The organism is Sphingomonas sp. LaA6.9 (genome assembly GCF_022601895.1).
In the GTDB taxonomy this organism is placed as follows: Bacteria; Pseudomonadota; Alphaproteobacteria; order Sphingomonadales; family Sphingomonadaceae; genus Sphingobium_A.
Map to the genome: position 1 here is coordinate 1 of NZ_JAKVIO010000026.1, position 20498 is coordinate 20498.

Genomic DNA, 20498 nt, shown 5'->3' on the forward strand with positions numbered 1-20498 from the left:
ATTCGGTGCGCTGCCATCGTTGAAAAAGAGGCCGATACCGCCCGAGCCGCCCGAGCCACCCCTGCCGTACGCAGTGACGCCATTGCCGCCGCCGCCGCCATTGCCACCCGTAATGTCGTTGGAAACCGTACCAGAGAGGCCAGTCCCCGTGATGACGGCGCCGTAGCCGCCCGCGCCACCGCCACCGCCGCCAGCACCGCGAGAACTGCTGCCACTGGAGCCATCGCCCCCGGCAGCGCCATCGGTGCCAATGGTAGTAGCGACGGGAATGCCGGCGCTGACCTGACCATGCACACCGCCGGTTCCTCCTGCTCCACTGGTGGCAGGCCCGTTGCTGACACTGCTACCGCCGGTGCCGCCGGTGCCGGCACCAGCGCCGCCGCCGCCGCCGCCGCTCGCGTCGAATGCGCCCGTAGTGCCGTTATTCCCATTGCCGCCGATACCGACAGGGTTGTCGATACCGCCGCTTGCGCCCGGGAAGCCGAACACTCCTGTTATGCCGCCGCCCGCGCCGCCATCCGCCATCGCAGGCGTGGCAAAGGTCAGCGATACCAGTACAAGCGCGGTGGAATGGAGCAGCGCGGCTGAACGGCTGCGGACAACTACATTTCGGCAAAGACCAGGACGCGTCACTCGTTACTCCCCCCAATTACTGAACCGCGCGCTCGATTACGATCGCGTTGCCGTTTCGCAGGCTACCCCTTCTGCCTCGTCGACCGGGGACGAGCCGCAAGTGCACACGAACGGTATATTTAATGTTAATTTACAAGCTACTACGATTCCCATTGTATGTGATCCCGATCACAACGCCGCGTTGTGTGAGAAAAAAACGAAAAATGGCGCGGGCCATCAGTCTCGCGTGCGCGCACGCCAGAGCCATCCGGTCTCGGGCGATATATCGACCGCCCGCAGGAATATGGCGGACGCCGCGCGCGCGACGCCGAGGCGGCGCAGGATTGGGACTGGGCCGCCGAGAGTCTCACCGGGCTAGCGGACATCCTTGGCTGCTGAGGGCCGCCCGCTCCAATCTTAATTTCCTGGCTGGAGGAAATCGGTCACTCCCTGGAACCACATCACCTCAACGAAATCGCCGCTGAGATCGACCTTCGGCAGCTCGGGTGCGCGGAGCAGGACGACCGGCACGCCTGCCCGCGGCCCAATGTCGCGATAGACGAACCGGCTGCCTCCCACCTCGATGTGGCGAGTCAGCACCTCCTTGTAGGCGATAGCATGGGCGACTGTCATCTCGATCACTCCGCACTTGAGGCGCCGGCGCCGCGGTGCACGAATTCGCTTGCCTATCGTTCGCTATCATTCCTAGATTGGAATTTCTCTATTCGTCGTGGAGAAACCCATCCTCTCTCCCCGACCAAATTTTAAACTCGCGGAAATCCAGGAAAGGCTGCGGCTGTCGCCAGTTGGCGGCGCCGCGAAGTCATGACCGAGGGCGCCCGAGCCCCCGGTCCATACCGTCGGGGACGGGTGATCGGAGGATGGTTTCCGGGCGGGATAGCCGCGCAGAGCTTCGCTGCACGTTACGTGGAACTGCCCCCATCACGGCCGTGATCCCCGCAGCGCCTTGCCCGGCCATGACGGCTCCTGCCTGATCCTCCATGCCCACGCCGATATTCCGGTGCTTGCAATCTGCGGTGACCGTGACATCGTCGTTCTCGCTGACAACAGGTATGCGCTCAACCGGCAAACGCGTTGCTTCATATTCGGACGTTTCCACAGGCGGGCCGCGGTCCGCAGCCCCGACATCCGCGGATCTGTGCGGACACGATTGCCAGTTTCGTTCGCAACAGCGTCTGACACGATAGAAGGGGAAACGCGACATGATCTATGCACTGGCCTTGCTCATCGGCGTGATCGCCGGCCTTCGCGCAATGATGGCACCGGCGGCCATCAGCCTGGCAACGGCCTATGGGGAACTGGACCTGAGCGGCACCGCGCTCGCCTTCATGGGCTGGCGCTTCACGCCCTGGATCTTCACGCTGCTCGCGTTCGTCGAACTCGTCACCGACCAGCTTCCATCAACCCCTAGCCGCAAGGTGCCGATCCAGTTCGGCGCGCGCATCCTCCTCGGGGGCCTGAGCGGCGCTGCGATCGGCGCTTCGGCGGGTGCGCTTGTCGCAGGGCTCATACTAGGCATCATCGGCGCGGTGATCGGCACCTATGGCGGGGCGGCAATGCGCGCGCGGCTTGCCGCCACCTTTGGTCGTGACCGCCCTGCCGCCTTGATCGAGGACGCAATCGCTATCGGGGGAGCGCTGCTGATAGTGGGGTGTTTGTGATGGCAAAGAAATTCGACGCGATCATCATCGGCGCGGGCCAGGCCGGGCCTTCACTCGCGGGCCGGCTGACCGGCGCAGGTATGAAAGTCGCGCTGGTCGAGCGCAAGCTCTTTGGCGGGACATGCGTCAATACGGGCTGCATGCCCACCAAGGCGCTCGTCGCCTGCGCCTATGCCGCGCACCTCGCAAGGCGTGGCAGCGATTATGGCGTGATGATCGGGGATATCGCGATCGACATGAAGCGCGTCCAGGCGCGCGCCGAGACGGTGCGCACCAATGCGCGCACCAATGTCGAGAAATGGCTGCGCGGGATGGACGGGCTGACGGTCATCGAAGGCCATGCGCGCTTCGAGTCGTCCGATACGATCCGCGTGGGTGATGAACTGCTCACCGCGCCGCGGATCTTCATCAATGTTGGCGGCCGCGCGAACGTGCCCGACATGCCCGGGATCGGCGATGTCGACTATCTCACCAACACCTCGATCCTCGATCTCGACACGCTCCCCGAGCATCTGGTGGTTATAGGCGGCAGCTATATCGGGCTCGAGTTCGCGCAGATGTATCGCCGCTTCGGTGCGCAGGTGACAGTCGTCGAAATGGGACCGCGTCTTGTCGGCCGCGAGGATGAAGACGTGTCGGACGCGGTCCGCACGATCCTTGAGGACGAAGGGATCGAGATCCGCACCGATGCCGAATGCATCAGCTTTGCACGCCATGCACAGGGCGTGGCAGTCGGCGTCGACTGCACCGCAGGTGCTCCGCAGGTGATCGGGAGCCATGTGCTGCTCGCGATCGGACGCGTGCCGAACACGCATGATCTCGGGCTCGAAAAGGCAGGTATCGCGACCGACGCGCGCGGCTACATCACCGTCGACGAGTTGCTTCAGACCAATGTGCCGGGGATCTGGGCGATGGGCGACTGTAACGGGCGCGGCGCCTTCACCCACACCGCGTATAATGATTTCGAGATCATTGCCGCCAACCTGCTCGACGGCGCGGATCGCAAGCTCTCCGAGCGCATTCTGGGCTACGCCCTCTACATCGATCCACCTTTGGGACGCGTCGGAATAGGCGAGGCAGAGGCGCGTCGCTCCGGACGCCCAATCCTCGTCGCCAAACGTCCGATGACCCGCGTCGGCCGCGCGGTGGAAAAGGACGAGACCAAGGGCTTCATGAAGGTGATTGTCGACGCCGGCACCAAGCGCATCCTGGGCGCGACGATCCTTGGCACGGGCGGCGACGAGGCGATCCACGGCGTCCTCGACGCGATGAACATGGATGCGCCCTATCCGACGCTCCAATGGGCGGTGCCGATCCATCCCACGGTTTCCGAGCTGATCCCGACCGTGCTTGGCGATCTGAAGCCGGCGGACTGACGGCCGCGGGGATCGGGGATCAGAATGGCTCCCAGTCCGCCGCGATATTCGCCAGACCGGGTATCGCATCGACAGCCATTCCCGGCAAACCGGCTGCGCGCGTCGCCCCGCGAAGATAATCGACGAACCACTCGCCATCGGGCAACCGCGCATCAGCGCCGCTCGTGACGGGCACCGCGATCAGCGGATCCAACTCGTCTCCATCAGCGTCGGCGACGAGTTCGATCGCAAAGCCCGCGTCGCCGCCATTGTCCTCGACATGCGCTTCATAATCATCGGCCAGCGTCACGGGAGGCATGAGGATAAGGGGTCCCCTTATCACGGTCACCGGCAGCGTACCCGTGAAGTCGACCCAGCCGACGGTGCGCCAGAAGCTGCCGAGCGCCAGTGGCGCCGGACCGGCCAGACGTTCAAAGCGATCAAGCTGGTCGAGGTGGAGGTGCGGGTCGCCCAGCGCAGAAGCCCGAACGCGCTGACCGGCCGCATTTTCGTTGCTGTTACCCGCCGCCGGCCCGAGCGTCTGATCGAGCGAAGCCAGCAGCTGCGCCGTCATCGCCGGATCAAGCCCAAGGCCAAGTACGGTTTCTTCGGCCGCGAGCCGCGTCGCCGACAAGGCGCGACCGGGATCGAGAGGCGGTGGCGCGCTTGTTTCAAAGACATAGCCGATCGCACGCAGTCCCGCTTCGATCCTTTGCAGATTGGATAGCGCCCGTCGCATTGTCGCATCTGCGACGTTACGCGCGTCCGCCAGATGTTCGGCGTTGAGCGCGGCCGCGCCGAGCGCCCGCAACTCGGTCCACACGCGCTCATGTTCGCCGGCTTCGTATCGCGCCAGATAGGACATCAGCTCCCCCCTTCACACAAAAAAGGGCCGGACGCTTTGCGCCCGGCCCCGATTTTCAATCTACTGACACAGGATCAGAAATCGATCGTGACACCGCCGTTGAGGTTGTGGCGCGTATTCGAGCCGATCTCTGCGGCATAGCCGACATTCAGACGTACGCCCTTGGCGATATCCGCGCCGAAGCCCGCCCCGAGGCGTGCCACCGTACGGTCACGCTCCACGCCGCTGACGGTCACCGGCCCAACCTGCGGCGTGTCCGAATAATAGCCGCTGACCGCGACGCCATCGCCGCTCAGCATGTGGCGGACGCCAACCTCGGCATAGGGCCTGAATCCACCGATGTCGTTCAGGCTGAAGGCCATCCCCACATCGCCGAACCATGCGCTCTTCTTGTCGCCTTCGACGGTCAGCGCAAACGCATTTTGCTGCTCGACCACTCCGTCACGCTTCGCCTCGACATAGGTCAGGCCAAGGCGCGGCGTGAGTGCGACGCCGCCCATTTCAAAGCCGTAGTCCGCCGACAGGTCGACGACGAGGCCACCAAGATCATAGTCGGAGCGGACCGTGCTCGAATTGGCCATCAGCGTGCGCACGGTCTTCGCCTCGGACCCGTCATAGGCAACAAGCGCGTGCAACCCGAAGCCTGAGAGATTGGCGTCGGCAAACACACCGGCGACCAGACCGTCAGTGTCGGTCGTGGCATCGAGCGACGTCAGACGCTGATCGGACGAGACGTTGCCGATGAAGCCGCCGATCCGGCTGCCCTCGCCAAAGCCGTAGCCGATGCCGCCGATGAAGCCCGTGGTCTGAACATCGGACGCCGATGCACCCGTGGTGCTTTCGCCCTTCATGTTGTTCCACTGCGCCAGCCCCTGAGCGAAGCCATACAGGCCGGTGCTCGAAGGCGCGGTGTAACGCATGTTGCGGACCGCATCGCTCAGCGTCAGGCCGTTGTCGATGGCCGCCTGCGTCGCAGAGCCATAGGCTTCGGGGGTGAGCTGGGCAAAGGCCGGGCCGTTCGAACGACCCTGCGCATCGACCAGCGTGTTGAGCGCTGCCGTGAACGCCGCGACCTTCTGACCGCCTGAGAGCAGTTCGTTGGCGTAAGCGATCGAGGCCTGGGTGTTGGTCGGGAAGGCCGTGTCATTGGCGAACTCGCCGACGATCTGGATGCGGTTACCACGCTGCGCGACGAAGCCGAAGACGCTGGTCGACTTGTTGATCGTCGTGAAGCGGCCGGTGATGCCGCCATTGGCGACCACCAGGTCCACGGCGCCGCCCGGCGCCGCGGTGAGCACCCCGGTGATGTCGATCGCGGCCCCCGTTTCGATGTTGAGCCCCCCCGAGATGTTGAGCAGGTCGCGCGGCCCATTGGTCATCTCGAGCAGCAGGTTCGAACCGGTGCGGAAGGTGACATTGCCGTTGACCGTCATCGTGCCCGGCGATGCACCCGGCGACAGCGTGCCGCGCACATCGATATTGGCATTCACCGTGCCCGACGAACCGAAGGTCGCGCCCTGGCTGACGAGGATGGCGTTCGCCGAGGTGATCGTCGTACCCGCCTGACCGATCAGACGGCCCCCGGTGACGGAGACGGTCTGATAGTTGGCGTTGCCCGTAAGCGACAGCACACCACCCGAGACATTCAGGTTCTCGAAGCCGGTCACGCCCGTGCCGTCCCAGGTCGCCGGCGCCGCCGCGGTGCCCGTGGTGTTGAAGTCGATCGTGTCGGTGCCGGCGCCGCCCTCGCGGGTCCCGGTGACCGCGTTGACCGCGGCCAGGATCAGGCGATCGTCGCCCGCGCCGAGATCGACATTGCCCGCAATCGTCCCACGAACGTCGAGGACGTTGGCGGCATCGTTGCCGGTGACCGGCGCAGTGAGCGTTGCGCCCGCCACCACCGTCAGCCGCGCGCCGAGCAGGTCGACGCTTTCAAACGTGGCGTTGGTGTCGACGCGCAGTTCACCCGCACCGCCTGCTTCGAGCTGTTCGAAGCCGGTATAGTTGAGCGAACCCAGCTGGCGCACTTCGTTGGCGGCCTGGTTGAGGACGAGGCGATCGGTGCCCGCGCCGCCATCGACCAGCCCCGCCAGCGAAGCGCCGCCGTTGAGCGTCAGCACGTTGTTGGCGCCGTCGAAGGTGGTGCCACCCGAGATCATGGCCACGCCCGCGCCGAGCGACAGGTTGCCGCCGTTGATCGCGACCGTCTGGTAGGTTGCATTGCCCGTGATGCTCAGAGTGCCGGGGCCGTTGGAAACCAGATCCTCGAAGCCCGTCACCTGCGTGCCGATCGTGCTCGTGCCGCCAGCAACGGTGTTGATCGTCAGCAGATCGTCGCCCGCGCCGCCGTTGACGGTGCCGAGGATCGACGCGCCCGCATCGAGGATCAGGCTGCTATCGCCGCCGTCGAAGTTGACCGTTTGGTTCGCCGCGATCGTTCCGCCCAGCGTCAGCGGCGACGCGCCGGCGACATTGACCGTCTCGAAGCCGTTGAGCCCGCCGGTGATTGACGAGGCCGCGCTCAGCGCAAGGTTGAGCGTGTCGGTGCCGGCGCCGCCGTCGAGGCCGCCGGACAGCGCGCCGCCCAGGCTCATCGACAGGCTGTCATTGCCGCCGCCGAGGTTCACGCCGCCCGTCAGCGCGACGTTCAGCACGACGTCCTGATCGGTGTCGTCGCCGTTGATCTGGCCGATGGTGTGGCCCGGCGTCGTACCCGGGTTGAGCGTCAGATCGGCGCCGCCCCGCAGGGAAATGACGTCGAAGCTCTGGTCCATGTTCAGCGTCAGGCGGTGGTTGCCGGTCGCGTCGAGCGATTCGAAGTTCAGCACATCGGGCAGGCTGCTCGTATCCTGCGTCATCTGAAACGCGATCGTATCCGAACCGTCACCGCCGTCGATGGTGCCGTTGACGGTGCCGCCGGCCAGCACGACGCGGTCGTCGCCCGCGCCCATCTGGAGGTTGCCGTCAATGAGGCCGCCCTGCGAGAGCGTGACGGTGTCGTTGCCGCCGCCCATGTCGACCGCGCCGCCGACGGTGCCCGAAACCTCGAGCGTCTCGACCGCGTCGGAGCCCTGAAGCACGGTCGCGCCCTGCGCGTCGAAGGTCGTGCCCGCCGCGATGCTGACGTTGGAGCCGGCGATGCCGAGCGTCGCCTGGTCGGTCGTGCCGCGGATCGAGACCGTGCCCTGCCCGCGCTGGCTCAGCGTTTCAAAGCCGCGGAACTGGTCGAAATTGACCGAGCCCGTGCCCGAAAGGTCGACGAGCAGCGTGTCGACGCCGTCATTGCCATAGGCCATGCCCGTGAAGGTCGAGGCCGCGGCATAGACGAAGGTGTCGTCGCCTTCGCCCATGCGCAGATCGCCGGTGAGCGTGCCGAAATTCTCGAACACGTCGTCGCCCGTCCCCAGATCGACATTGCCGATGATCGTGCCGCCCGCAAGGTTGCGGATATGATCCGTGGTGTCGATCGTCTGGATCGCGCCCGCAACCACGCGGTCCTCGCCGCCCAGGCCGTCGAGAATGGCCCCACCCGCGTCGGCGAAGACGCCGTCACCAATGACGGTATCGATGCCGCCGCGGATCGTGCCCGCATTGTCGAGCTGGAACAGGTTCTGGCCGATTTCATCGCCATAACCGGCCTCCATTTCGCCCGAGACGATGACCGCCGACGAGCCGGTGCCGGTCGCCTCGATCAGGCCGCCCGCATTGTTTGCGATGTGGAGGGCGCCGTAGTCGCCTTCGACATGCGCGCTCACCGCCGATGCGATCATATAGTCGGACGCGGTGCTCACGCCCCCGCCATTGGCGCGGATCGTGCCGCTATTGGTGACCTGCGTCGCGACGGCAGGCGTATATTCCTCGTCGCAATTCTCGGCATCGGGCGTAACCAGCGTGCCGTTGCCCCTGGAGATAATCGCGAGTGCGGATCCGCTCGCACCAGATGCCTCGATCATTCCGCCATTGGTCAGATCAAGTCGATGGTCGACAAGCAGGTAAGCGCCCGTGCCATTGGCGCCGGTGGCGCTGATCGAACCGGTGTTGGTAAGGCGCGCCAGCGCCTCATTGGCGCTGACCACCAGCGCGGTGCCGTCGGCGCCGCTCGAATTGATCTGGCCGCCATTGGTGAAGTTGAGGTTTTGGCCATTCTCACCCTCGCCATCTGCGCTGATGTAGACCGTTTCCCAGTTATCCGCGGTGGACGACATGGTGCCCGTATTGGCGAACGTAAAGCTGCCGCCGCCAGAGTGATAGACTTCCAGCGCCGCCTGGGTCGCGTTGATCGTGCCGGAGTTGGTGAAGCTCGCGAGACTGCCGTCCGCTGAAACACCGATTTTGTCGCTGGTGATCGTACCGCGATTGTCGAAGTTGAGGGCGTTTGCCCCGCCCTCTATCCACGCGATTTCAACCGCGGCATATTGGTCGATCGAGTTCGTGATATTGAAGTTTGCGGTGTTGATCACGGTGCCGTCGCCGAACGCGCGCAAGCCCTTGGTCTGTGTGGTCGCTGAGGTCAGCGTCACTTCGGTGCCGTCGCCCATCGCCTCGACACCGTGCAGTTCGAAATCGGCAGGCATGACGTTCGCCGCCAGATCGAAGCTGGCATCGGCTGTGAACGACCGGCCATAGGCGTCGACGCCGTCACCGCCCGTCAGCGTACCCGTGACATTCGCGGCCGCGCCATCGCGCATCAGGAAATTGTCATTGCCTTCGCCAAGGTCGAGATTGCCGTTCAGCGTGCCGCCCGAGGCGATGTACGTGTCATCGCCTCGGTCCAGAATCACATGGCCATTGATGGTGCCCGCATTGTCGACGGTCTGCTGGTTGAGATCGCCGACGATCGCCGCACCGGCGACCCCGATCAGGCTACCGGTCAGTTGCCCGCCGATCGTGCCGCCCGCCTCGTTCCTGACGGAGAACCGTCCGCCCGCGATGGCATTGCCATATTGGCTCAGGATATGGCCGTCATTGACGATGCGCGCGCCGCCCTCGGCCACGATGGCATGGCCGTACATGTTGACGGTGGCGTAATTGTTGCTGCCCTGGCGTTCGTTGGTGAAGCTGCCGCCCGCCATCCGGATGCCCGTCGAGATGTCGTCGACGGTCGGAAACTGGTTGTAATCCTCGTAAATGTCCCCGCGATTGACGATATTGCTGCCGGTGCCCTCGATGAGCGTCGCGTTATGCTGCGCGGTCACCGAGACCACACGAATGCTCGCCCCATCCTGAATAACGACTTCAGTGCCGATGCCCGCGCGCAGGGCGGTGCCGCCAACCACGCTGATATCCGCCGGGATCGACCCGCCATTGGCCAGCTCGACGCGGTCCGCATAAAAGGCGTCCACGGTGTAATCGGCGACGCCACCGAAGATCGACTGATTCAGAACGAGATTCACGCGATCCTGGCTGCCGTCGAACCATTGGCCCGTGCCGCCCTCGTGCACCACGATCGCCGAAAGATCGGTGCCCGCCGTGTTGATGTCGGTATCGACGAAGATCGTCCCATCGCCGCCCACGTTGAGCGTGTGGTTGGTCAGCGCGTTCTCTTCGCCCTGTGCGTCGAGCGAGCCCCGCAGCGTCAGCACCGTATTGGCGCCAGCGGCTTCATAGACGACCCCGCCTTCATAGCCAGCAATCGGTTCGACCACGATATTAGCGGTCTGCGTCGTGCCCGCGCGCGCCCAGAGCGTGTCGTCCCCCGCCCCCGGATCGAGCGTGCCCGTGACGACGCCGCTGGTGTCGACATTGCCCAGGCGATCCAGACGTGAGACGTCGAGTACGACGATGTCGTCGCCATCGCCCATGCGCACATCGCCCTGGACGGTGCTGCCTTCGGCCAGCCAGACGATGTCGTCTTCGGCACCCGCAGAAAGATCGATGTTGCCGACGATGCTTCCCTTGTTGGCGATATTGGCCGCGTCATAGAACGGACTGGCTGCCCGGACGATCGCGCCGCCACCGCCGGTAATGCTCGCGCCCGCATCGTTGACGACCGTCACTGTGCCGGCGCCAGAGCGATCATTCAAAAGCTGGACGGCAACAGCATCATCGGACCTTACGATGCCACGATTGGTGAGCGACGAATCCGCGCCCAGCCAGACAGCGACACCCCCCTGCGCGGCGATCGACCCGCCAGCCTCATTGGTCAGCTCCGCATAGACCAGCTCTATCGCCGACGTATTGGTGCCCTGCGCGGAGATCGTGCCGCTATTTCGGGCACCGCCATTCGAGAAAGAGACAAGAACGCTGTTAGCAATGGTGGAGCCGCCGCTGATGGTTCCGCTGTTGACGAATGTCGGGCGCTGCTGGCCAAAGGGATCGAAGCCATAGCCCTCAAGCGCCAGCCCGAAATCAAATTCGCCGCCGAACGAGATCGTTCCTTCATTGGCAAACTGGGTGATGTAGTTCGTGTCGCCGCCTTCGCCGTAAACGGAGATCAGCTCGTCCGCCGCATCGCCCGTGATATTGATCGTGCCGCGATTGGTGAAGCTCAGCCCGAATTCGCCGTCGAGATCCTGCTCCGCCTCACCGAACAGCTCGATGAACGCGCGGTCACCCGTCACGGTGCCCGTGATGTTGGCGAGATTGATCACATGGCCTTCGCCGGTGATGGTGAGCGGAGTGGTGTAATCCGCCGCGGTGATCGTCGCGGTGACGTCGCAGCCGCATAGATCAAGGCCATAGCGCTCGAAACCCGTGGGCAGCGCGCCGAACTGGACATTGCCCGTGGCGGTCATGCGGACGCCGTAGATGTCGACGCCGTCGCCGCCGTCGATCGTGCCGCTGACCCCGCCCGCGATCACATCGCCGCGGCCCTCGAAATAGAAGGCATCGTCGCCGCCACCCAGGTTGATATTGCCAGTGACCGTGCCACCGATGCGCTGGAAGAACAGATCCTCGGTATCGCCGTCGAACACCACGTCGCCGACGATCGCGCCGGCATTTTCAATGACGTTGTCATCGCCGGGCGCAAAACCGGGCGCGAGGGGAATCTGCGCGTTGCGGACATGGATCGCGGGGCCCGTCGCCGCGCGGATCACACCACCCGCCTTGTTGACGATGTTCGCGCTGAGCGCATAAATTGCGGGTCCGTCGCCGGTCGCCTCGATCACGCCGCTATTCTCGACCCCGACGAAGACCGAATTGACCGTTCCATTGGCGCCGCTGCCCGTCACCGTACCGCGATTGACCAGGTTGACGCCCTCGGCGCCGATCGCGATCGCCGACCCGCCATCGATCCGCCCGTCATTGACGACGTCCGCTTCCTGCGCACGAACTCCGCCAGTGACCGTGGCGCCCGCACGATTGCGCAGGTTGACATAGCCATTGCCATTATTGACGGCCAGGCTTTCGCCGCGAATCGCTCCTGAATTGTCGATCGAGACGCGGGTGCCGCTCTCCGAATTGATCCCGGTCCGGCCGGTGACGGTGCCGGCGCGGCCGATCACGATCTGCACGGCCGGGGCCGAGACCGCGATTGCCTCGCCCGTCTCCGAAAGCACGGAACCGTTGGTGACGAGCCTGCCGCCCGCATCAAAGACGAATCCGAAACCATCGGGCGTGCTCGACGTCAGGATCGCGCCCGCATTCACCGTCGTGACCTGGCCGTCGACGCTCGACACATAATCCTGCGTCGTCCCCGTGCACACCACGCCGCCATCGGGCGCGGTCACGCATTCGGCGCGCGCGGGCGATGCGGAGAGCACGATCGCGGCGGTAGCCGCGCTCAACAGCAGGCCCGAACGGCCGAGACGGCGATGGATCGCGCTGCGCGTGGAAGTCGCAACCGGGGCGTCGACACTGAACATCAAAATTCCTCCAAAAAACTGCTGCAAAATGAGCGCGACGACGAGCGATCCCCCCTGATCCATCGCCACGTAAGCTTGGGGCAGGTGCCATTTTTTTTGTTTATTTTCCAATGATTTAACTTCACAAAACTGTGAAGTTTCGCGCCATTTCCGGTGGATTTCAGCCGTTCGCGCTCAGCGTTCGGGGGTCCACGGGGTGAGCGCGGCAGGCGGCATTTGCCGCTGCAATTTCAACATCATATCCGGGGTGCGGACCGGGGCGCCCGTCCACCAGCGGCGCGCTCAATCCTTGGCGGCGGGCGCTGCGGCGGCTGCGTTTTCGGGGAGGCCGCCGAGCTGGCGGACGAGATTGGTGAAGGCGTCGAGATAGGCGAGCGCCACGACCTGCCCCATCTCGGTATTCTCGTAGCTGCTGCCGGCGAACCCGCCGCCCCAGCCGTCGAAATAGCCGGTGCCGCCGCCAAAGCCGATGTCGGTCTTCTTGGCGAAACCCTCGACCACGCGCTCCTGCTCGGTGGTGCGCGCATTGACCAGCGCGAGCGTGACGCTGGCTTCCTTCTTCTTCACATTGAGCGATCCGACCAGCCCGCCGAGCATCCCGGCCTTGCGGCCGAACAGCCCGCTGACGCTGCCAAGCCCCGCGGCGATCCCGCCGCCGCCCGAATTGCCGTTCTGGTTCACGATGTCGGGCACGATGAAATAGTCGGCGGCCTTGACCTGCCCCTTGCCCAGATTGCTCCCCCGCTGCAGTTCGCCCGAGGCCGCGAGATCGCGCTCCGCGAGCGCCACCGACATGCCCTTGTTGCGGTCGACGATGCCGAAGCAGCCCGATTTGGCGGCAAAGAGCTTGAGGATCGCTTCGGGTGAGGAAAGTCCGTACTGCCCCCATTGCGGCGCCTCGGGCTCGACGATCGCGATCGTCCCAATCTTCGTCGCGCAGACCGGGATCTCCGCGGTCTTCTTGACCTGCGTCTTGCGCGCCTTGGATTGCGCGGCAGCAGGCGTGGCCGGAAGCGAAACCGAAATCAGCGCCGCCACTACAAGCGAAGCGCCCGATGCGCGACATATCCCGGCAACCAAGCGCTTCATATACAACATCCCATATTGACGTGACGGGATGCGTAATGGAATTATTCAAATATTAGAACATATTTACCTTCACATATTCGTGAAAAAACACGAACATATGTGACATATGGATCATTTTTACTTGTATATTTTCCGGACTATTCAGCAATGCTCTTTCCATTGAGCAGGTCGCGAATGGCCGACGCGTAGGTCCGCCCGACGGGAACTTCGATGCCGTTGGTCAGGACGACCTTGAGCGCACCGTAACCGGCCTGGCGGATCGCGGTGATCATCGCGCGCCGAACAAGCGCAGACCTGTGCACCCGGATGAAGGCGGCCGGATCTAGGCGCCCGGCCATTCCGTTCATCGTCTCACGCATGAGATGAGCGTCCTCTCCCGCATGGAGGCGAACATAATCGCGTTCGGCGCCGATCCATTCGATCCGGGCGACCGGCACCCGGACATATTCGCCGCGCCGCTGGACCCAGAATTCGCGCTCATAGGCGGGCGCTTCCGGAACGCCATCGGCATGATCGCGCAGCGCCGCGATGACTTCGGTCATCTCGGCGATGCGGCTCTGCGCGTCGCGCGAGCGCAACGTCGTGCGCGCGCGCGCGATCGCCTCGCGCATCCGGTCAAACGCCACTGGCTTCATCAGATAGTCTACCGCGGACATCTCGAACGCCTTGACCGCATAATGGCCGAACGCGGTCACGAAGATGATCACGGGGATGTCCGGCCCCTCGAGCAGCGGCACCAGCTCGAAGCCGTTGCGCCCTGGCATCTTGATGTCGAGCAGGATGATGTCGGGCGTCGCCTTGCGGACCAGTTCCAGCGCCTCATCGCCATCGGCAGCCTCGCCGACGACTTCGACATCGACGATGTCGCGCAGCATCGTCACCAGCCGGCGCCGCGCAAGAGCCTCATCGTCGACGACCAGCACGCGCAGTCTCATTGGGCGGCGTACTGCAAGGGCATGCCAAGCGTGACGCGAAAGCCGCGTTGCGCCGTGGGGCCTGCATCGAATGTCCAGCTTTCGCCGAAGCGTGTGGCGAGCCGCTGACGGACATTGTGCAGCCCGACACCTGTGCCACCATTGATCTTGGCGGCCGCGCCGTCATCCTCGACATGAAGCATCAGCCGGTCATCGCAGCGCTTGGCGGCAATGCGCAACCGGGTCGCCTGCTTGGAAGGCGCCACCGCGTATTTGATGACATTCTCGACCAGCGGCTGCAGTATCAGGCTCGGCACGCGCGCGTCCTGAAGTTCGAGCGGAATGTCGATCTCGACCGTCAGCCGTTCGGAAAAGCGGATCTGCTCGATTTCCAGATAGAGCTTCTGGAGCGCGATTTCCTGCGACAGCGTCACGTCCTCGGCGGGATCGATCTCCAGGGTCGTGCGCAGGAACGCCGAAAGGCTCACGAGCATCGCCTCCGCTCCCTGCAGCTCACGCTCCCAGATCATCGACGAGATCGAATTGAGCGTGTTGAACAGGAAATGCGGATTGACCTGATAGCGCAGAGCATGGACCTGCGCCTGATGCGCGAGCGCCTCCACCTGCGCCAGCCGCCTTTCGCGGTCGCCCACCTCGAAGCTGTAGACCATCGCCAGATGGATCGCCGCCCAGGAGAAAAAGGAATAGAGCCAGATGAAGCTGTCCTCGAGGAACATGCGCCACTGATAGGGTCCGAAATCACGTATGGGGGCGATGAAGGCAAAGCCGATCGTCGTCACCAGGCCATAAATGGCGGCCGCGACGAGCGCCAGTGCGCCGGCGGTCAGCGCCAGGCGCCAGAAGGAATCCGCGCGACGACGCTGCAATATGCGATAGATCGCATAACACAGGAGCATCGCCACCATCGTAAAGGGGACGCGCCGCAGCGCGATGTCGAGCATGTACGTCGCGCCGGACAGCTTGGACAGCGCCATCAAGACGCAGAAATGCACGATCCAGAATGCCAGGATCGCGCGCACATATGCCCGGTGCTCGTCTGTTCCTGAAACCGCGATAGGCAACTGCGCCCAGCCCTTCCATTCGAATTCGCGGCGGACTGTCCCATCAAAGCGCCGGACTGTCGATTGCCATTCGTCAGCATATTCTTGTCGTTGGTCGTGCGCCGGCCTCATTCGACGCGGCGCAGCGTTTGTCGATCGCGAATCCCCTCCCGAAGTTCGGCCAAGCCTGTGATCTCACTGGACACGCGGATGGTACGCGTCGCAGCCAGAGAGGGAATTTGCGAGTGATGCTCGTACAAGCTGTCAGCCTGTCACCAGGCATTCCAAAGATGCCCCCGGCCCGTCGCCGGCGCGGCTGCGGACGCGGCGTGATCCTTGACGTTGCCCGGCAGTTGCTGCGCGAACGCAGTCTCGACGGACTGAGCATGGAGCTGATCGCGCAAGAGGCTGGTTATACCCGCCGCACCATCTACAACCACTTCGCGAGCATCACCGAGCTCTTCGAGGTCTCCCTGAAGACACTGATCGCCGGCCTCGAGCCGCTCGTTCCAACGGCTGTCACTGCGCGACTTCCCAGGGCGCTCGCCCTGTCGCGCTTCGCCACACAGGCATCGCGCCTCTTCGCCGATGAACGACATCTCGACCTCATGCTTTCGGTGGTCCGTGATCGCCATGCGCATCCCTGGATTGCCGCCGCCTATGACGCCGCGATCCAGAAGCCTCTCAGCGACGCGCTGATCGCATTTCTCGACGACGCAAAAACCGCAGGCTGGTTCAAGGGCGATCCTCACTGCGCCGCGTTTCAGCTCCTGTGGACGCTTCAGGCGGCTGCGACCTCGACCAGTATCTTCAACTCCCCTGAAACCGGAGCGCATAGCGGGCCCGACGCGATCGTGCGCGCCTTCCTTGTGCAACACGAACAACCCGGCGCGATCGCAGCCTGAATACCCCACGACGTCAGCGCTGGTTCGCTGAAGCACTTTGGACATAGCGTTTGACCCAAAGTGCTTCGGGTCGCCGAAGCCCCCGGCCTGTGGCCGGGGGCTGAAGTGTTTTCTGCCCCCGCCAGCCCTATGGCCCGCATTGCGCAGGCACCGCACACGAAGGAGGGGCGCCGTAGCGCCCACAGGCATCGCAAAAGAAAGAGGGGCGCCGTAGCGCCCCTCGAGTTGCAAGCGGCAAACGCCGCCCCCGAAACGGTGAGAAGTGAGAACAACACCGCTGTGAACGAGCGGCCGACCTTGCCCGACAGAAACGCGGTCGGGCCGCAATCAAATATTAGAGCATCGGCCAGACGGGAAAACAGTCCCGGCGACGTCCGGTCCAGTCGTTCGCACCAACGCGCGCGATCCTCGACAAACGGCTGAATTGCGCGACGAACGTCTATCGACAGCCGCAGGCGGCGATGAAAGAGAAGCTGCATGCTGATGCAAATGAGCACGCACAGGTCCAACCTGTTCCTGTCATCGGGAGAAGCCGCCGAACGCCGCACCGTGCTTGTGCTGATCGCGGTCTACTGGATCGGTTTTCAGATCATCTACTTTGCCTATGCAAGCTTGCGGGAACAGGAGCGTCAGCAAGGCATCGACGCATGGCTATCGGGGCTGCTGCAATATGTCATGGCTCCGTCGGAGCTCGTGGTTTGCGGGCTGGGCGCACTGCTCTGCTATGCGCTCTATCTTGCCATCAAGATGGCAAGGGGCCGGCCCTTCTGGCAGCAACTCGTTTGCGCCGTGCTGGCGATGTTCGCGGGCGCTTTTGTCTTCTCGGCGGTGGCGCAACTGACGATCGCCACGATGGCGGACGCGCCGTTCACGTTTCGGCTGTTGCTGCTCGGCGGGCTCGCATCGATCGCGCCCCTCGGCTTGTGGACGGTCACCGTGCTCGCACTGTCCTACAACGCCGAAATCCGCGACCGCGAGCGCAGGCTGGCCATGGTCGAGGCGCAGGCACATCAGGCGCAGGTCAGCGCGCTGCGCTATCAGGTCAATCCGCATTTCCTGTTCAACACGCTGAATTCGATTTCGGCGCTGATCCTCGAGCATCGCGCGCAAGACGCGGAAAGAATGGTGCTGGCGCTCGCCAATTTCTTCCGCGCGACGATCACAGCGGATCCTCTCAAGGACGTGCGCCTGGCCGACGAGATCGCGTTGCAGAAGCTCTATCTGGACATCGAGCAGATCCGCTTTGCCGATTGTCTTGCCGTGGAGATCGACATGCCGTCGATACTGGAAGGAGCACGAATGCCCGGTCTGATCCTTCAGCCCCTGATCGAGAACGCGCTCAGTCATGACCTGCGCGAACCCGGCGAAACGCTGGTTCTTAAGATTGGGGCGCATGCGGAAGGAGACCTGCTGGTGGTCGAGGTTCACGACAATGGACCGGACAACGGCACAGCCAGAGGGCGCGCGGACCTGGGCCTGCCCGATGTCCGCGAACGACTGGTCAGTCGGTTCGGCGCACGCGCGCGCATGGATGCCGGGATGGAGCCTTCGGGCTTCAGGGTGCGGCTTACAATGCCATTGGAGTTTGCATGATGACGGGCGTTTTGCGGGTTCTGGCGGTCGACGAGGAGCCGCAGGCACTGAGGCGGCTGGAGATCGCGCTGGGGCAGATGCGCGGCGTACAGATGGTCGGCACGGCCTGCAGCGGTCATCAGGCGCTGGAACTGATCGCTGCCCATCGACCCGATGTGCTGCTGCTCGATATCAAGCTGGCCGGGATGGGCGGGTTCGAAGTCGTCGAAGCGCTCAAAGGCCCCGATATGCCGCTGGTCATCTTTGTGACCGCGCTCAACGCATTCGCGCCCCGCGCCTTCGAAGTGCGCGCTGTCGACTACATCCTGAAGCCTGTCGAGTTCGAACGACTCCAGTCAGCGCTCGACAAGGCCCGTAGCCGGATGGCGGCCGCGGAAGCCTGCCAGCACGCTGAGCAACTCCAGGCGCTCCTCTCGGAACTGCGCGCGCAGGCCGCCGGGCAGGCCGCATCCCCACGTTATGAAACCGAGATATGGGCGCAGCGGCGGGGTGAATTTGTGCGCGTGCTGGTCAAGGATATCGAATGGGTCGAAGCCGATCGCGACTATGTGCACGTCCACGCCTATGGGCAGTCCTATATGCTGCGCGAAACGATGGGCAGCATACAGGATCGGCTCGATCCCGAAGCCTTTATCCGCGTTCGCCGCTCGGCACTGGTGCGCAGGGATTGTGTCGCCGCAGTACGGCTCGAGGGATATGGGCACTTCCGCGCGCGCCTGGCTTCGGGTGCCGAAATTCGTATCGGAAGAACCTATACCAAGGCCATCCGCGCGTTATTGCGCCACACCCAAGACAACGAACTGCAGGCCAGGCCCGCAAACTCGGGCGCCGCACGCGCGCTTAAGCATCTGCGAGACAATTCGGCACGCGCCTGATGGCGACGGCGCACAGGAATTACTGAACATCGCGCTTACCATTCTTCGTCGTGACAGACCGCTCGTTGGTCGCATCGCATCTGCCCTCGGTCGTACGAACGCGCCAGCGGTTCGATCAAAGCGTCGTCGAAGCGACGCCGTGGGTTACTTACCGGGGGATCAGATGAATCGACGTGGCATAGCCCTGCTTGCGACAACGCTCTTGCTTGCCGCGTGCGGCGGTGACTCCGGCGATCAGGGTGGCGGGGTTCCGCCGCCACCCCCGCCGCCCGTCGTTCAGGTGTCGATCGCGCCCGCGGACGTCGAGATCGTGCCCTCCGCCATCCAGCAGTTCGCGTGCACCGTTACCGGCAGCACCAACACACAGTGCAACTGGCGCGTTCAGGAAGGTGCGGCGGGCGGCACGATCAGTGCGGCGGGGCTCTATACGGCGCCTGCCGCTACGGGCACCTACCACGTCATTGCCGCGAGCGCTGCCGATCCGAACAGGACGGCAACCGCGACGGTCCGCGTCGCCACCCCCACCGCAGCGACAGCCTGGGTCACCGGCTATTATGCGGGCTGGTATTGGGACGTGATGTACCCGCCGCAAGAGGTCGATATGACCGCGATGACGCACTTCGTCTTCGGCCGCGTCGCGCCCGGAGGAGGTTCGCTTGGCGGCACCCCCGGCACGGTGGTTCGTGGTGCGGGCACTGCGCATGATCCCGGTCTGTCGCCCGACGGTACGCGCAGCGTCGAGGACTATCTGGTGCAGCGCGCGCACGCCGCACAGACCAGGGCGCTTCTCATGCTCGGTGGTGACGGCCCCGACGGCATCGGCTTCCTGCTCTCGACCACCGACGCGATGCGTCCCACGTTCGTCCGCAACGTCGTCGATTACCTCGTGGCGCACGACTATGACGGCGTGGACATCGACTGGGAGAACGAACTCGAGGGCAATGCCGGCATGGGCGTGAGTGCCGCCGAGGCACGACGGCGACTGATGGCACTGATCTCCGACATCCGCACCGCGGCCAATTCTCGCCCGCGCTACAGTGGCGCCAACCGCCCGGTGATCGTCACCTTTCCCGGCTATGCAGTCAGCATCAACTTCCTCGAACCCGGCGGACGGGTCGAGCAATGGCAGGCAGATGTGGCAAACATGGTCGATCAGTATAATCTGATGAGCTACGGCGCCGGCACCGCATTCAACGGCGCTGGTTGGGATTCGTGGTTCAGCGGTCCGATCTTCGGCGCCACCGGGACAACGCCCTATGACCTCAATACCAGTATCAACGCCTATGTCGCGACGGGTGTACCACGCTGGAAAATCGGTATCGGTATTGGCTTCTATGGCATCTACTACGGCCCGACGATCACCGGGCCGCGGCAGAGCACGGCGGGCAACAGCACATTCATAATCGATGACGTGGCACTTCGCTATAACGAGCTGGTTCGCAAGGGTTATCTCGACGATCGCAATGGCACCTATCATTGGGACGACACTGCCAAAGCCAGCTATCGCAGCTATGGCGCTGGTGGATATGTTCCCGCAATCGATCCGGCCTCACCGCGCGCCGGCTATCTGTCCTACGATGACGAGCGCTCGATCGCGGCAAAGGGCAGCTGGGTGCGCGAGACAGGCGTGGGCGGCACGATCCTGTGGACGATCAACTATGGCTATCTGCCACAGTCCAGAACCAATCCTCTCCTCGCCGCGACAAAGCGGGCCTTCCTGCCCCAACGACCGTAATGGGTGA

The 20498-nt window shown here is 64.0% G+C and carries 12 protein-coding genes and 1 pseudogene; 6 read left to right on the plus strand and 7 right to left on the minus strand.

The features are described 5' to 3' along the window. Positions 1–633 (minus strand): annotated as a pseudogene (locus MKI88_RS13490) (hypothetical protein); the annotation flags it as partial. Positions 634–1029: 396 nt separating this feature from the next. Further along, positions 1030–1245 (minus strand): hypothetical protein, encoded by a 216-nt coding sequence (locus MKI88_RS13495; RefSeq protein WP_241631912.1) that lies wholly within the window; start codon positions 1243–1245, stop codon positions 1030–1032. Between the two features lie 590 nt (positions 1246–1835). Between MKI88_RS13495 and MKI88_RS13500 the strand changes: the two genes are divergently transcribed. Both MKI88_RS13500 and MKI88_RS13505 read left to right on the plus strand, forming a co-directional pair. Next, positions 1836–2294 carry a DUF4126 family protein gene (locus MKI88_RS13500; RefSeq protein WP_241631913.1) on the plus strand — a complete coding sequence of 153 codons (459 nt, stop codon included), beginning with the start codon at positions 1836–1838 and terminating at the stop codon, positions 2292–2294. Further along, positions 2294–3670, plus strand: a complete 1377-nt coding sequence (locus MKI88_RS13505; RefSeq protein WP_241631914.1) for an FAD-containing oxidoreductase — start codon at positions 2294–2296, stop codon at positions 3668–3670. The genes MKI88_RS13500 and MKI88_RS13505 overlap by 1 nt, the downstream gene beginning before the upstream one ends. 19 nt (positions 3671–3689) lie before the next feature. Here the strand turns inward: MKI88_RS13505 and MKI88_RS13510 are convergent, their stop codons facing one another. The 5 genes from MKI88_RS13510 to MKI88_RS13530 all read right to left on the minus strand — a co-directional run bounded on the left by MKI88_RS13510 (position 3690) and on the right by MKI88_RS13530 (position 15362). Then, on the minus strand, positions 3690–4514 hold the full coding sequence (locus MKI88_RS13510) for a hypothetical protein (protein ID WP_241631915.1): 825 nt from the start codon (positions 4512–4514) through the stop codon (positions 3690–3692). A 74-nt stretch (positions 4515–4588) separates the two neighbouring features. Then, a complete protein-coding gene (locus MKI88_RS13515) occupies positions 4589–12319 on the minus strand; it encodes an autotransporter outer membrane beta-barrel domain-containing protein (protein ID WP_241631916.1) in 7731 nt (2576 codons plus the stop codon). A gap of 282 nt (positions 12320–12601) precedes the next feature. Beyond that, positions 12602–13408 carry a CsgG/HfaB family protein gene (locus MKI88_RS13520; protein WP_241631917.1) on the minus strand — a complete coding sequence of 269 codons (807 nt, stop codon included), beginning with the start codon at positions 13406–13408 and terminating at the stop codon, positions 12602–12604. Positions 13409–13545: 137 nt separating this feature from the next. Next, a complete protein-coding gene (locus tag MKI88_RS13525; protein WP_241631918.1) occupies positions 13546–14343 on the minus strand; it encodes a LytTR family DNA-binding domain-containing protein in 798 nt (265 codons plus the stop codon). Continuing rightward, entirely contained in the window at positions 14340–15362 is a 1023-nt protein-coding gene (locus tag MKI88_RS13530) for a sensor histidine kinase (protein WP_241631919.1), read from the minus strand. Before MKI88_RS13530 ends, MKI88_RS13525 begins: the two co-directional genes overlap by 4 nt. Positions 15363–15631: 269 nt before the next feature. Here MKI88_RS13530 and MKI88_RS13535 point away from each other — a divergent pair, with 269 nt between their 5' ends. The 4 genes from MKI88_RS13535 to MKI88_RS13550 all read left to right on the plus strand — a co-directional run bounded on the left by MKI88_RS13535 (position 15632) and on the right by MKI88_RS13550 (position 20491). Beyond that, a complete protein-coding gene (locus MKI88_RS13535) occupies positions 15632–16288 on the plus strand; it encodes a TetR/AcrR family transcriptional regulator (RefSeq protein ID WP_241631920.1) in 657 nt (218 codons plus the stop codon). 477 nt (positions 16289–16765) lie between these two features. Next, the gene (locus tag MKI88_RS13540) at positions 16766–17881 is read left to right on the plus strand and encodes a sensor histidine kinase (protein ID WP_241631921.1); all 1116 of its coding nucleotides are present in this window, start codon (positions 16766–16768) and stop codon (positions 17879–17881) included. Beyond that, complete coding sequence (locus tag MKI88_RS13545; protein ID WP_241631922.1) at positions 17878–18756, plus strand: LytTR family DNA-binding domain-containing protein; 879 nt, start codon at positions 17878–17880, stop codon at positions 18754–18756. The genes MKI88_RS13540 and MKI88_RS13545 overlap by 4 nt, the downstream gene beginning before the upstream one ends. Before the next feature lie 163 nt (positions 18757–18919). Then, entirely contained in the window at positions 18920–20491 is a 1572-nt protein-coding gene (locus MKI88_RS13550) for a glycoside hydrolase family 18 protein (protein WP_241631923.1), read from the plus strand. Positions 20492–20498 lie beyond the last annotated feature (7 nt).

Coding starts and splice junctions, on each gene's coding strand:
- MKI88_RS13510 (WP_241631915.1), bottom strand. CDS start 4,514: ATGTCCTATCTGGCGCGATACGAAGCCGGCGAACATGAGCGCGTGTGG.
- MKI88_RS13500 (WP_241631913.1), top strand. CDS start 1,836: ATGATCTATGCACTGGCCTTGCTCATCGGCGTGATCGCCGGCCTTCGC.
- MKI88_RS13540 (WP_241631921.1), top strand. CDS start 16,766: ATGCTGATGCAAATGAGCACGCACAGGTCCAACCTGTTCCTGTCATCG.
- MKI88_RS13495 (WP_241631912.1), bottom strand. CDS start 1,245: ATGACAGTCGCCCATGCTATCGCCTACAAGGAGGTGCTGACTCGCCAC.
- MKI88_RS13505 (WP_241631914.1), top strand. CDS start 2,294: ATGGCAAAGAAATTCGACGCGATCATCATCGGCGCGGGCCAGGCCGGG.
- MKI88_RS13550 (WP_241631923.1), top strand. CDS start 18,920: ATGAATCGACGTGGCATAGCCCTGCTTGCGACAACGCTCTTGCTTGCC.
- MKI88_RS13525 (WP_241631918.1), bottom strand. CDS start 14,343: ATGAGACTGCGCGTGCTGGTCGTCGACGATGAGGCTCTTGCGCGGCGC.
- MKI88_RS13520 (WP_241631917.1), bottom strand. CDS start 13,408: ATGAAGCGCTTGGTTGCCGGGATATGTCGCGCATCGGGCGCTTCGCTT.
- MKI88_RS13515 (WP_241631916.1), bottom strand. CDS start 12,319: ATGTTCAGTGTCGACGCCCCGGTTGCGACTTCCACGCGCAGCGCGATC.
- MKI88_RS13545 (WP_241631922.1), top strand. CDS start 17,878: ATGATGACGGGCGTTTTGCGGGTTCTGGCGGTCGACGAGGAGCCGCAG.
- MKI88_RS13535 (WP_241631920.1), top strand. CDS start 15,632: ATGCTCGTACAAGCTGTCAGCCTGTCACCAGGCATTCCAAAGATGCCC.